General features: G+C 61.7%; 11 protein-coding genes. 9 read left to right on the top strand and 2 right to left on the bottom strand.

The window, feature by feature from the left end; all coding sequences use genetic code 11:
* Positions 1–413 precede the first annotated feature (413 nt).
* The 7 genes from H7X47_RS22615 (at position 414) to H7X47_RS22645 (ending at position 8,815) form a co-directional block, all read left to right on the top strand.
* Entirely contained in the window at positions 414–1,256 is an 843-nt protein-coding gene (locus tag H7X47_RS22615; protein ID WP_193371039.1) for a flagellin, read from the top strand.
* A gap of 358 nt (positions 1,257–1,614) precedes the next feature.
* Entirely contained in the window at positions 1,615–2,457 is an 843-nt protein-coding gene (locus H7X47_RS22620; protein WP_193371040.1) for a flagellin, read from the top strand.
* 414 nt (positions 2,458–2,871) lie between these two features.
* The gene (locus tag H7X47_RS22625; RefSeq protein WP_193371041.1) at positions 2,872–3,705 is read left to right on the top strand and encodes a flagellin; all 834 of its coding nucleotides are present in this window, start codon (positions 2,872–2,874) and stop codon (positions 3,703–3,705) included.
* 82 nt (positions 3,706–3,787) lie between these two features.
* Positions 3,788–4,138, top strand: a complete 351-nt coding sequence (locus H7X47_RS22630) for a FlaG family protein (RefSeq protein WP_193371042.1) — start codon at positions 3,788–3,790, stop codon at positions 4,136–4,138.
* Between the two features lie 92 nt (positions 4,139–4,230).
* Positions 4,231–5,952, top strand: coding sequence for a flagellar filament capping protein FliD (gene fliD, locus H7X47_RS22635; protein WP_193371043.1), 1,722 nt, complete (start codon positions 4,231–4,233; stop codon positions 5,950–5,952).
* 66 nt (positions 5,953–6,018) lie between these two features.
* On the top strand, positions 6,019–6,483 hold the full coding sequence (gene fliS / locus H7X47_RS22640; protein ID WP_227010722.1) for a flagellar export chaperone FliS: 465 nt from the start codon (positions 6,019–6,021) through the stop codon (positions 6,481–6,483).
* A gap of 184 nt (positions 6,484–6,667) precedes the next feature.
* Positions 6,668–8,815: a tetratricopeptide repeat protein gene (locus tag H7X47_RS22645; protein WP_193371045.1), complete on the top strand. Its 2,148-nt coding sequence runs from the start codon at positions 6,668–6,670 to the stop codon at positions 8,813–8,815.
* Positions 8,816–9,050: 235 nt separating this feature from the next.
* On the opposite strand, the gene H7X47_RS22650 is transcribed toward H7X47_RS22645, so the two are convergent.
* Both H7X47_RS22650 and fliW read right to left on the bottom strand, forming a co-directional pair.
* Positions 9,051–9,467 (bottom strand): hypothetical protein, encoded by a 417-nt coding sequence (locus H7X47_RS22650; RefSeq protein WP_193371046.1) that lies wholly within the window; start codon positions 9,465–9,467, stop codon positions 9,051–9,053.
* Positions 9,468–9,805: 338 nt separating this feature from the next.
* Complete coding sequence (gene fliW / locus H7X47_RS22655; RefSeq protein WP_193371047.1) at positions 9,806–10,222, bottom strand: flagellar assembly protein FliW; 417 nt, start codon at positions 10,220–10,222, stop codon at positions 9,806–9,808.
* Positions 10,223–10,555: 333 nt separating this feature from the next.
* Between fliW and H7X47_RS22660 the strand changes: the two genes are divergently transcribed.
* Complete coding sequence (locus H7X47_RS22660; protein WP_193371048.1) at positions 10,556–11,035, top strand: ankyrin repeat domain-containing protein; 480 nt, start codon at positions 10,556–10,558, stop codon at positions 11,033–11,035.
* Between the two features lie 157 nt (positions 11,036–11,192).
* Entirely contained in the window at positions 11,193–12,854 is a 1,662-nt protein-coding gene (locus tag H7X47_RS22665) for a PAS-domain containing protein (protein WP_193371049.1), read from the top strand.
* The last annotated feature ends 104 nt before the right edge of the window (positions 12,855–12,958 follow it).

Consider the following 12,958-nt stretch of genomic DNA (forward strand, 5'->3'; position numbering starts at 1 on the left):
AAGCTTTGCCCGGTCGGCCGGACCGCGGTGCGGGCGAGGCGCGCGATGGAGAGGCTGGGAGTCTTATAAGGTGTCGCTCCGGCAGGCGGTGGCCGCGCGCTGCGCCGGCGCCGGGCCGGGGCGCGCAGCGGCGCGGCCCCGCGGTGTGGCTCCACGAGCATTGCACCGGGAAGTCTTTGCCCGCCAAGCGGTGCAGGAATTTCCAACCGGAGAAAAAATTTTCCGCCTGGAGTCGCCTCGGAAAGCTCCTCTAATCGTATGAAAAATATAGAGGAAAAGAGGATATCTAAAATTGGCACGATCTATGCTGATGACAGGGCGCCCACCTGCTTCCGGGTCCGTCCCGGGGCAGGAGATGCTGGCAAGCAGCCAGCGCTCAGGGCTCTGCCCACTAAGGTCATTGGAGTAGTCTCATGCCTACAGTAACAACGAACACGGCGGCCAACTCGGCGCTCAGGTTCCTGAACTTCAACTCGATGATGTCCGCCAGCTCGGTCTCGAAGCTGGCCTCGGGCTCGCGCATCGTGAAGGCCTCCGACGACGCCGCCGGTCTCGCCATCGGCACGCGCCTCCTGGCCGACACCACGGTGCTGCGCCAGTCGGCGGTCAACGCCTCCCAGGGCGCCTCGGTGCTGCAGGTGGGCGACGGCGGCCTGGCGCGCATCGCCGACGTGCTGCAGCGCATGAAGGCGCTGGCCGCGCAGTCGCTCTCGGGTGTGCCCTCGAACACGGAGCGCGGCTTCATCGATGCCGAATTCCAGCAGCTGAAGGCGGAAATCACCGCTATGGCGACCACCACGCGCTTCAACGGCAACTCGCTGCTCGACGGCAGCCCCGGGGCGGCCACGCCGATCGAATACTTCGTCGGCAGCGAAGTGGGCGACGTCATCACCGTCAACTTCGGCACTCTGTCCCCGATTGCGGGCTATACGGCGGCGGATCTGGGCCTGGCTGCGCAGAGCGCCAACACAGTGACGGCGGCCGGCAACGCGATGTCGGCGGTCGACGCCGCGATCGACCTGGTCTCGGAGGCGCGGGCGACTCTGGGCGGTCTGGTCTCGCGCTTCGAGTTCAGAGGTCAACAGATCGCCACGTCACTTGAGAACATAGACGCGGCCAAATCCTCGGTCATGGATGTCGATCTGGCGGAGGAACAAAGCAAGCTGGTCTCGTCACAGGTCCTGGTGCAGGCCTCGGTCTCGGCACTCTCCCAGGCCAACGAGCTGCCACAGGCACTCCTCAGGCTGCTGCAGTAGACACACCTCTTTGGGCAGAGGTGAACGGGGCGGGGGGCCAAGAAGGTGCCCCGTCCCGGACTTATTTGGGTTTCGACCTTCTTACGCCGCTTCCCCGGCCCGCCAGCCGCGCCGCACCCGGCAGACTTTGCCACAATTACCTAGAAAACTCTTCCCATCTGGACTACCGCGCAGTCTCCGCGCGCCGCATCTCTCCGCATAACTAATTGATTTTATGCGTAAAAGAGGAGGCGCAGGAAATGGCACGATAGCTGCATAGATAGGGTCAGGCTGCGCCTAAGCCCTTTGGGCGGCGCAATTTTTACCGGCAGGAAGCCGGTTCTCGGGGCTCTGCCCCTAAGGTGATTGGAGTAGACCCATGCCTACAGTAACAACGAACACGGCGGCCAACTCGGCGCTCAGGTTCCTGAACTTCAACTCGATGATGTCCGCCAGCTCGGTCTCGAAGCTGGCCTCGGGCTCGCGCATCGTGAAGGCCTCCGACGACGCTGCCGGTCTCGCCATCGGCACGCGTCTTTTGGCCGACACCACGGTGCTGCGCCAGTCGGCGGTCAACGCCTCCCAGGGCGCCTCGGTGCTGCAGGTGGCCGACGGCGGCCTGGCACGCGTTGCCGACGTGCTGCAGCGCATGAAGGCGCTGGCCGCCCAGTCGCTCTCGGGCGTGCCCTCGAACACGGAGCGCGGCTTCATCGATGCCGAATTCCAGCAGCTGAAGTCGGAAATCACCGCCATGGCGACCACCACGCGCTTCAACGGCAACTCGCTGCTCGACGGCAGCCCCGGGGCGGCCACGCCGATCGAATACTTCGTCGGCAGCGAAGTGGGCGACGTCATCACCGTCAACTTCGGCACTCTGTCCCCGATTGCGGGCTATACGGCGGCGGATCTGGGCCTGGCTGCGCAGAGCGCCAACACAGTGACGGCGGCCGGCAACGCGATGTCGGCGGTCGACGCCGCGATCGACCTGGTCTCGGAGGCGCGGGCGACCCTGGGCGGTCTGGTCTCGCGCTTCGAGTTCAGAGGTCAACAGATCGCCACGTCACTTGAGAACATAAACGCGGCCAAATCCTCGGTCATGGATGTCGACCTGGCGGAGGAACAAAGCAAGCTGGTCTCGTCACAGGTCCTGGTGCAGGCCTCGGTCTCGGCACTCTCCCAGGCCAACGAACTGCCCCAGACACTCCTCAGGCTGCTGCAGTAGCGACTTCCAGAGGAGAGGGCAGCGGGCAAGGGTCACGACCGGGCGGCGCCGCAGGCAGCGCGCCGCCCGTCCCGGCTTCCGGGCCTGCCCGGTGTTAAGACTCTGTTCACCTTCTGGTCGGCAAGTCTTGCCTCGACGAGAGGTCCGACGGCAAATTTTGCCTAGCCGACCCGGCAGTTCTTGCCGCTTTGGGATCCCATGGAGCGCGTTCTGAATCTGAACGTTTCCATCTAAATCCCTGAAACAAAAAAACATCGCGCAGAAATACCAAAACTGGCATCCCCCTTGCGTAAGGGATGACGGAACTTTGTGCCGGCTGTGTCGGGCGCAGGGAACCACAGGCCAAGTAGGCCGCAATCCGACCCTTCTGCAGGAAGCAGAGGGGAAAACTCTTCAAGTAGAAGGAACATCACAATGCCTGTTGTTGCTACCAATACGGCGGCGAACTCCGCCCTTCGTTTCCTGAACTACAATTCGTCCATGGCGCAGAGCTCGGTCAGCAAGCTGGCTTCGGGCTCCCGTATCGTGAAGGCTTCTGACGACGCCGCTGGCCTCGCCATCGGCAGCCGTCTGAAGGCTGACGTGACGGCCTTGACCCAGGCCGGCATCAACGCCGCCCAGGGTTCCTCGGTGCTGCAGGTGGCCGATGGTGGTCTCGGCCGTATCGGCGATGTGCTGCAGCGTATGAAGGCCCTGGCGGCCCAGTCGCTGTCGGGTGTGCCGACCGATACGGAGCGTGGCTTCATCGACGCCGAGTTCCAGGCGCTGTTGGCCGAAATCGACGGCATCCAGGATACCACTCGCTTCAACGGCGATGGTCTGCTCAACGGTGACGTCACGACGACCGATTACTTCGTCGGCACCAACCTGGGTGACAACATCACGATCGACTACAGCGCCCTGTCCGGCGCCGCGACTTACGGCACGGCGGGTCTCAGCCTGACCGGCATGAGCGTGAGCACGGCTGCTGCTGCCTCTGCGGCGATGACGGCGGTCGACGCCGCGATCGACCTCATCTCTGAGGCTCGGGCGAACGTCGGTGCCCTGATCTCCCGTTTCGAGTTCCGCGGTCAGCAGGTCGCGACCTCGCTGGAGAACATCGACGCGGCCAAGTCGTCCATCATGGACGTCGACCTGGCGGCCGAGCAGAGCAAGCTCGTCTCCAACCAGGTTCTGGTCCAGGCGGCCGTTTCGGCCGTTTCCCAGGCCAACCAGATCCCGCAGTCCCTGCTGCGCGTTCTGCAGTAAGCTCGGATTGTCTGGGCGGGTGTGGGTCTTCGGGCCCACACCCGACCGGTCCGGCGAGCCCACCTAAGGAGGGCTTTGGCAGATGGACACGACGATCAAGAACACTGCGCCTTCGACGGCGACACCCAACACCAAGCCAGATCTGGCGAAGGTTCCGCCGGTCGACACCAGGACGGCGACACCGGAGAAGGTTGAGAGCCCCGAGGCCGTGCAGGCCAGCGGGCGGTCCAGCAAGCCGGTGCACCAGCAGGCGGCGCCCAACTCAGCCCTGACCACCTACAAGGACCAGGACAGCGGCCGGCTGATCGTCCGGGTCTATGACCGCCAGAACGGCGATATCCTGGTCGAATTCCCGCCGGAAAAGGCTTTCCGGAGTGTGGAGGAGGTCCTCCAGGGCGTCGGGAAGAGCCCGAAGAAGTCAATTTCGGTATAGCTTAAAACATTGATAACCAAGAAATTTTAACGGGTTTTAAGCAAATACCGCAGTAGTCTGGGGCGTGAAATTGGGGGCGTAGGAGAAGTGTTATGGCTCTCGCAGGAACACAAGGCACGGTTTCCTTTGTCGGGAACTCCCCGCTGCTGACCGGCTCGTTTTCCGGCCTGGACACGGCTGCCATCATCGAGGCTTCACTCGCCGTCAAGCGCATCCCGATTGACCGGCTCGAGAACAAGATCTCGGAAAACGATACCCGCATTGCAGCCTTCAAAGAGTTCGTAAGCCTGCTGAGCACGCTGCAGTCCGCCGTCAACGGCCTGCGCAGTCCGCCTGGCTCTTCGGGCATCCTCAATAACGTCTTTGAGCAGAAGTCCGCCTTCGTCTCCTCCGACACCACCACGCCGGCGACCGATATCCTGGGCGCCACGGCGACCAACGAGGCCGTGGCCGGCAAATACGAGATCGTCGTGCAGCAGCTCGCCGAGGCCCACAAGGTCTCGGGCAGCGCGCTGGCCGATGTGTCGACCGCCCTTGGCGTGACCGAAACGCTCACGATTGGCCTTGCCGGCGGCACAACCGAGACGGTCGACATTACCGCCGGCATGACCGCCGCGGATGTCGTCTATGCGATCAATGCGGTGTCCGGCACGACGGGCGTGCGCGCCTCTTCGGTGAAGATCGCCGATGGCGACTACCGCATCGTCCTCACGGCGGAGGAAACCAACAAGGCGATCGAGATTACCGGTGACAACGGCGGTGCCACCCTCGCGGCGCTGAGTGTCTCCGCTGACAACGGTGCAACCTTCACTACCGAGCTGCAGGCCTTTCAGCCGGCGCAGCTGTATCTCGATGGCATTGCCACCGTGATCGAGCGCGACAGCAACGAAATCGATGATCTGATCGATGACGTCACGATCGACCTCTACAAGGCCGATGTAGGCACCACGATCACGCTGGAGATCGAGAACGATCTCTCGGCAGCGCGGGCACAGATCGAGAATTTCGTCACGGCCTACAACGACGTGAAGTCCTTCCTGCTGTCCCAGCAGGAGGTCTCGGAGGAGGGGGAGATTGACTCCGCTGCGATCCTCTTCGGCGACAACTTGCTGCGCTCCTTGGGCCGCGATTTGGGCAGTGACCTGTCGGACCTGGTAAGCGGAGTGGGGAGCACCGCACTGGCGACCCTGCGCGGCGTAGGCATCGAGTTGGATGCGGACGGGTTGCTGAACATCGACGACGGCACCCTGGATGCCAACCTGATCGACAAGCTCGACGAAGTCCGAGGTGTCTTTGAGTTCGGCTTCCAGTCCAGTTCTGCCGACATCCGGCTGGTCAGCCGTAGCCAACTGCTGGAGGTTGGAACCTTCACGATTGTCGATCCCGGCGGCGTCATCGATGGCACCAATCTTCAGGTCGCTGGTGTCGATGCCTTTGCGGTGTCCGGAAGCACGCTGCGGGGCCTGGAAGGCACGATCTACGAGGGCATGACCCTGGCCTACGCGCGCGACACCTCTGACGCCGGCGCGGCCGCCGAGAACATCACGATCACCACGTCGACCGGCATCGCCGAGAGCCTTTACCAGCACCTCGAGAACTATGTCGGCGCCGGCGACGGCCTGATCATCGAAGAGATGAATCGCCTCTCCGCCCTGAGCGACGACTACAGCGACAAGATCCTGGCTCTGGAGAGCCGCCTGGAACTCTATCAGACCGCGCTGATCGAAAAGTACTCCGCCATGGAGCAAGCCATAGCCCAGGCCCAGGCCGTGGCCGACCAACTCTCGGCATTCTTGAAGAGCGGCGACGACTAGATCGAATCGCCTGCCGCGGGCGGGTCGGGCAAGAAGTACGGTTGAATAGTTGAAGTCGGGAACGTGATGGAACCCTACAGCGCCCTTTCTGCTTACAAGGCTGCCTCAAACATGACGTCGTCGCTGGGCGCCGTCGTCATGCTCTATGACGGCATGATCAAGGAAGTGAACAAGGCGAAGGTGGCCATTGAAGAGGGTCGTATCGAGGATCGCTTCAATGCGACACAGAAGGCCTGCCAGATCCTGCTGGGCCTGCAGTCTCATCTCGATTTTGAGAACGGCGGCGACATCTCCCTGATGCTCGACCAGTTCTACCATACGATCTTCCGCGATCTTCAGCAGGTTAATATGTCCAATTCCGCCAAGGCCTGCGACGAGGTCGCCAATGCCCTCGGCGAAGTGCGGGCGAGCTGGGCGGAACTGGCCAAGAGCGAGCGCCAGGCCGGGCAGGGTGCCGGTTCGGACAGCCAGGCAGCGAAGGGGGACGAGCATGACGCCCCGCAGTCCTCTTCGGTGACGCTCTCGATCTGAGCCCCGCTGGCTGCTGCGGCCTCGCAGCGGCCCGGAGAGCCGAATTTTCGGCTCTCGAGGCGAAGGCCGCGGGGGTTTTAAAGGGTCTCTTAGTAAATGACTGCTTAATGTGGAGGCTGCATGCGGCCTGCGCCGGCCGGACGCCGTTGGTGCAGCAATTTCAGCCCTCTTTGAGCAGGATCGAATGAGTCAGCAAGAGTCAGCTCCCGACATCGCCAAAAGCAAACGCGCGCCGCGCGGCGGCAAGTCACGCCCCGGCGACGGCAGGCGAATCGGCTCCCAGCGCGACGTCAGCAAGATGATGGCGGTCGCCTGGGAGAAGTTCGATTCCGGGCAGGTGAAGAGCACAATCGAGATGCTGAAGCGGGTCCTTAAGGCCGATCGCGGCAACCCGGTAGCGACCGCCATGCTCGGCTTCTGCTACATGCGCCAGCGCCGCTTTCAGGAGGGCGACAAGCTGATGAAGCGCGCCCTGGAGGCGGCGCCGGACAACGTAGAGGTGCAGTCGATCTACGCGAAGGTCCTCTACGGGCTGGGACAGATCAACCAGGCCGTCGATGTATACAGCCGCGCGCTCGCGCTGGACCCGCACAACGGCAGCACCTATCGGGACCTTGGGATCCTGTTGATCGACGCTGGCGTTTTGGACCAGGCGGTGGACGCGCTCATCACGGCCGTGCGTCTCAACTCCAAGGACGCCAAGGCCTTCTATCATCTTGGTCTGATCAAGAAGATGCAGGGCGATGTGTCGGCGGCGATCAACGCCTACAGCATGGCGGTGGCGCTCAAGCCGGACTACGCCGAGGCACACGTCAATCTGGCGAAGATCGCCATCGACAACGGCAAATACGAGCTTGGGGAGAAATCTTGCCACAAGGCGATCGAAGCGGACCCCCGCATCCCGCAGGCCTATCTGAACCTCTGCATGGTCAAACGCCAGCTGGGGGATTTCGACGAAGCCATTCGCTACGGCAAGAAGGCCATCGAGCTCGACCCTATCAGCGGTGCCGCCTATTCGAACCTGGGCAACGTCTACATGGATCAGCATCGCTATAAGCTGGCGCTGACCAACTTCCGCAAGGCCATGGAGTTCGAGCCGAGCTTTGCCAGCAGCTACTTCAACTGCGGCAACGCGCTGCGCTTGCTGCACGATCTGGACAAGGCCGGCAGCCACTACGACAAGGCGATCGAGCTGGCGCCCGACCGGGGTGAGTTCGTCCATAATCGCGGGTTGGTGTACTTCGAGCAGGGAAAGGGCGAAAAGGCCCTGGAAAACTTCCGCAGGGCCGTGGAGTTGTGCCCCAACGAGCCGGGTCTGCAGTTCTCCCTGGCGCGTTCGCTGTGGCGCAACGGCTATTTCGAGGAGTCGTGGGACTACTTCGACGCCGGTTTGACAGCCAACCTGCGCAAGCCGGTCCGTCACTTCCGGCAACCCCGTTGGCGCGGTGAAGACATCTCCGACAAACGGATAATGTTGTGGCGCGAGCAGGGCCTGGGTGACGAAATCGACTTCAGCCGCCGTTTCCCGCATATGATCGAGGTTGCCGGCGAGGTCGCCATTGAGGCTGACGAGCGCCTGCTCCCGATCTTCGCCCGCAGTTTCCCGGGTGCCGAGATACTGCCGGACAATGTTGACGCCAAGGCGGACCTGGAGCGCACGGACTTCGATGTCCATCTTCCTGAAGGCAACCTGCTGCAGTACTTTCCCCTGACCGAGGAGGAGATCGCCTGCAAGACCTATCCGGAAGACGACATCGAGGCGGCTTTCGCTTGCGGCGAGCGCAGCAAGTCGGCCAAGGGCTACCTGGAACCGCATGCCGAGCGGATGAAGGAGATGGCCGAGCGGGTCGCCGCTTTGCCGGATGGCTTCAGGCTCGGCATCTGCTGGCGCAGCAGCATGTCCCACCGCGATCGCGACATTCACTATACCCGGCTGGAGATGTGGGAGCCGATTTTCCGTATTCCCGGCCTGGTTTTCGTGAACCTCTTCTATGACGAGTGCGAGGAGGAGATCGCCGAGGCCGAGGAGCGCTTCGGCATCAAGATCCACCGCTGGGACGACATCGATCTCAAGAACGACATGGAGGCGGCCTTCGCCCTGACCGCGCAGATGGACATGGTGCTGTCGACCGCGTCCTCACCCAGCCGCATCGCCGAGGCGGTCGGCAAGGAAGTCTGGCTCATGACCGCCGGCGGCAGCTGCCGCAACCAGCCGCCAAAGGGTGAGTACGGCGTGCCCCACCACATTCACTGGCAGCGCCACTGGACCGAGCCCTGGTCGGTACTGATGGAGCGTATGGCGCGTGCGCTGGAGGCCCGCCTCAAGGGCTGAGGCGGGAACTTCCCGCGAGCCGGCAAAAAAGAAGGGCCGCCTGGAAGGCCAGGCGTTTACCAAACGTGGTGATTCTCCAAGAACGTCTGATGGGCACACCGCGGAAACCATAGGGTTCGGGTGAAGTCATTATGAAGCAAAAATCTTCTTGGGAGGACAGTGAGGCAAGCGAGTCCTTCGCCTGATAGATCTGCTAAGGACTTCTCACCTGGCGAGCGACTGGTGGTGCCTTTGACTATTTTTTCGGCCAAGCGACGGTTGGCGCAATTTTCTGACGGGTACAGATGATCTTCAGGAAGGAGTCTTTTGATAGCTCCTGCGCCAATGTCGAGTTGGCGATGTAGGCCTGAGCCTGAAGGCCGCAGAGACCGAAGGTTGTCGCACCAGGAGCCACCAGGATGTCCAGGGCGGTGGAGGGCTGACACTGCGATCGTGAGAGAGTGTTCGAGCAAATCAGGACGACGGTTTTGATGGGCGCCACTTCCACCGTTGTTCTCGGCTGATCAGGTAAGACCGGAGCGTATATCTGCTGGACCGGCGGGTCTCGAAGGTGCGCCACCAGGGCGGCATCCGCCGGCGTGGCCTCAGTCGATACGCCGGCGGCCGCTGTAAGCAGCAGGATGATCAGCGCCGCGACAGACTTCCTCGACATGAAGTCCCCCGACCGCCCGACTCGCCAATTTGACCTTGGCATAGCAGCACCAACCGGGAGTGGTTCGTTGGCCGTTCAGCTCGACGCCTCGCGATCTTGTCGCGTTCGCCGCCTGAAGCCAGGACAACAACCTGTCATGGTAACAGTATTTCAGAAGTTCCCTCAGTGAAAATATGGTTACATCCTGCGGTAGCGACCACCCGGCAGGCCGTTCTCGCTCATGGCGAACACTTGGGAAGAAAGCACCCGCAGAGGGGGTTGTGGCCATCACCTTCCCCACCTTTAGTAAACGGCTGGGCCTGGAAGGCGGCCCTTTTTCTATGGCTGTTTCCTGTGCCTTACAGGGTATGGCGCACTTCGTAGCGGTCGTTGGGCATGATGTACTGCCAGGCTTGGCGATTTGCCGTGTCGATGAAGATCGGCGCGCGCATGTTGACCGAGGTCTCGAAGCTGTTGCCCATGCGCCGGAAGGTGGCAATCAGCATGATGGCGCAATTCTGAACGGCGATGTTCAGGTGCTGCAGGGCAGCGTCGATGTCCTTGGGCTCGATCAGGCCGGTCGCGGGCTCGTAGGGCAGGACGATGAAGGAGAGGTCGTCCGGCTTCAGGGCCTGCAGCAGCATGAAGCTGGACTGCGTCTCGCTGGGGATCATGGCCAGGCCGAAGGAATTGTAGCCGACGAAGCCGGGAATGCCCTTCGGGAAGGTTAAGGCCTGGTTAAGGTCGAATTCGATGACGCCGAACCGCGTCTTCACGGTCGTCGTCTGTTCCGCGCCTGGCTTTGGACCGCCGTTCCGATGCCTCCAACGGCCACAGCGGCCAGGTGCAGCTGCGCGCTTAGGCCGCGGAAAAACGGCAGAATCATGCCGCTGCGGTGCTCTCCGAAACCAAGGCGATGCAACTAACCGCGATGTCCCTGAACCCCTGTGGAGAGGACGTCATCCTTCGCAGCGCCACTGCTGTCGAATGCACCCGGAGGTTCATGCCGACCGGGCGTGTCGTACTGCGTCGGATTCACCCATTCGACTCCCATCAGCAATCCGATCTATAATCCGCCGTCGGTCTTCCGCCAGTACCGGAGGTGCATCATGCGAATTGCTTCATGGTGTGTGACTGTTGGTACGGTGATCTTTCTGTCTCCCTTGTGTTTCCAATCCACTGTCTCGGCGGGGCCGATTCATCACGCGGCCAAAGCGGGAGACGCAGAGGAGGTGGAACACCTGATCGCGTCTGGCACCCACGTGGACGAGAGAGACCTGTCAGAAAAGACGCCGCTGCATTGGGCCGCAGATGCGGGAAAAGCAAAGGTTGCTCAGCTTCTGGTGGCCAAGGGTGCCAACGTCAACGCCAGAGACTTCAACGGCTGGGCTGTGCTCTCCGCGGCGGCCCTGGCTGGCGATAAGTCAATCGTCGAGCTCCTGATCAACGCTGGAGCTGAAGTAAACTACGGTGAGGGCGCGGACATTACGCCATTGGATGACGCGACTCGCATGGGCTACGAGGACATTGTTGACCTCCTTCGACGTCACGGAGCCAGATGTGGAACCAACGCCATCTACTCCTGCTAGCTTGCAGTCTTCGTCCCGCGAATGTCGGCCATGAGAGCATTTCAGTCATAGAGCACGGGCCGGGCCTGGCCGGCAATGTTCGGTAGCGATCCCGCAGGCTCCTCTGGCGATATGCTTTGGCACAAACGGCCAGCTGCAATTGGCCTCGAGGAACGCCGTGGCACAGCCAAAAACCAAGCACATTGCAGGTGCATCGGACGCCGGGAGCCTGGAGGCGCAACTCCATGTTGCCTTGGACAACATGCCGGGTGCGCTCGTCTACACCGACAAGGCCCTCAACATCGTCTTCTGCAATGAGCGATTCAAGCAGATGTACAGCGTGCCCGCCAAGTTGCTTCAGCCTGGGCACCCCTATCCAAGCTTTCTTCGCTTTCTGGCTGAGAATGGCTACTACGGCGAAGGCAATGTCGAGGCTCTCGTCGCTCAACGCGTCGATAGCTTGCGCAACCCATCCGGCAAGACTTTCGAGGACGTAACCCCCGACGGCCGGGTATACCAGGTTCGGCGACAACGGGTCGCCAGCGGGGGCACCGTCACGGCGATGACGGATATCACGGAGCAGAAGCAGGCCGAACGGACCCTGGCGGAGAAAGAGAAGCAGCTGCATCTGGCCCTCGACAATATGCCGGGCGGGCTGGTCTACACTGACGCGAGCCTGGACATCATTGCGCGTAACGACCGGATCTTGGAAATGTATCCGGCACCCAAGGAGTTACTGGAGCCCGGAAGGCCTTATGCGGAATTTCTGCGTTATCTCGCAGAGCATGGCTACTACGGTGAGGGCGACACCGAGGCTTTGGTTGCCGAGCGGCTGGAAAGTGTCCGCAATCCGTCGGGCAGGACATTCGAAGACTTGAAGCCCGATGGCCGAACCTATCGCATTCGCCGAAGTCCGGTGGCTGGCGGCGGCACAGTTACAGTGATGACGGATATTACCGAGCAGAAACGAGCGGAGCGGGAGCTGGTGGAAGCAAAGCAGCGCGCGGAGGAAGCCAGCAAGCTCGTGTTCGAAAAGAACGAAATGCTCGAAGCCCTGTCGTCCAAGCTTGCCAAGTATCTTTCACCGCAGATCTATAAATCCATCTTCAGCGGCGAGCAAAGCGTAGAGATCGTTTCCAAGCGCAAGAAGCTGACGATTTTCTTCTCGGATATCGCGGCATTCACCGAAACCACCGACAACCTTGAATCAGAGGAGCTGACGGCTGTCCTCAACCACTACCTGACCGAGATGTCGGCCATTGCGCTAGACTATGGGGCGACGATCGACAAGTATATCGGTGACGCCATGCTGCTGTTCTTTGGAGACCCGGAGACCAAGGGCGTCAAAGAAGATGCCAAGGCCTGCGTCATGATGGCCATCGCCATGCAGCGGCGTATGAGAGAGCTCGAAAAGGAATGGCGCGACCGGGGCCTGGAGCGACCTTTCCGTATCCGGATGGGAATATGCACAGGATACTGTACGGTCGGCAACTTCGGCAGCCGTGACCGCCTCGACTATACGATAATCGGCAATCAAGTGAACCTTGCCGCGCGACTGGAAGCCGCCGCTGAGCCCGGGAGTATCCTGCTGGCGCACGAAACGAACTCCCTGATTCAGGATATTGTGCTGACCGAAGAGCAGCCGCCGATGACGGTGAAGGGTTTCGTCCGGCCGATCAGTACCTACAAGGTGGTCGGCACCTATGGCGAACTCGTTGAGGAGGGCCGGGTGGTCTTGCAGGAGCGGGACGGTCTGCGGGTGTTGGTAGATCTCACAAAGCAAGACAAGGCAGAAGCTATTGCCGCATTGGAAGAGGTGCTCGCCCAGTTGAAGGAGTGAGAATCGCTGCCGCCAGAACACTGGCGGCATCCGGACGCCGGGCAGAGGCATCGCTGGCGGAGCGGGATCTCTTCGCCTTCTCGCGCATCGCGGAGGGCCGCGCC

This window comes from Pelagibius marinus, assembly GCF_014925385.1.
In the GTDB taxonomy this organism is placed as follows: Bacteria; Pseudomonadota; Alphaproteobacteria; order Kiloniellales; family Kiloniellaceae; genus Pelagibius; species Pelagibius marinus.

What these genes read in the sequence shown, in the direction of transcription:
- H7X47_RS22615 (WP_193371039.1), top strand. Translation starts at nt 414, where the DNA reads ATGCCTACAGTAACAACGAACACGGCGGCCAACTCGGCGCTCAGGTTC.
- H7X47_RS22620 (WP_193371040.1), top strand. Translation starts at nt 1,615, where the DNA reads ATGCCTACAGTAACAACGAACACGGCGGCCAACTCGGCGCTCAGGTTC.
- H7X47_RS22625 (WP_193371041.1), top strand. Translation starts at nt 2,872, where the DNA reads ATGCCTGTTGTTGCTACCAATACGGCGGCGAACTCCGCCCTTCGTTTC.
- H7X47_RS22630 (WP_193371042.1), top strand. Translation starts at nt 3,788, where the DNA reads ATGGACACGACGATCAAGAACACTGCGCCTTCGACGGCGACACCCAAC.
- fliD (WP_193371043.1), top strand. Translation starts at nt 4,231, where the DNA reads ATGGCTCTCGCAGGAACACAAGGCACGGTTTCCTTTGTCGGGAACTCC.
- fliS (WP_227010722.1), top strand. Translation starts at nt 6,019, where the DNA reads ATGGAACCCTACAGCGCCCTTTCTGCTTACAAGGCTGCCTCAAACATG.
- H7X47_RS22645 (WP_193371045.1), top strand. Translation starts at nt 6,668, where the DNA reads ATGAGTCAGCAAGAGTCAGCTCCCGACATCGCCAAAAGCAAACGCGCG.
- H7X47_RS22650 (WP_193371046.1), bottom strand. Translation starts at nt 9,467, where the DNA reads ATGTCGAGGAAGTCTGTCGCGGCGCTGATCATCCTGCTGCTTACAGCG.
- H7X47_RS22660 (WP_193371048.1), top strand. Translation starts at nt 10,556, where the DNA reads ATGCGAATTGCTTCATGGTGTGTGACTGTTGGTACGGTGATCTTTCTG.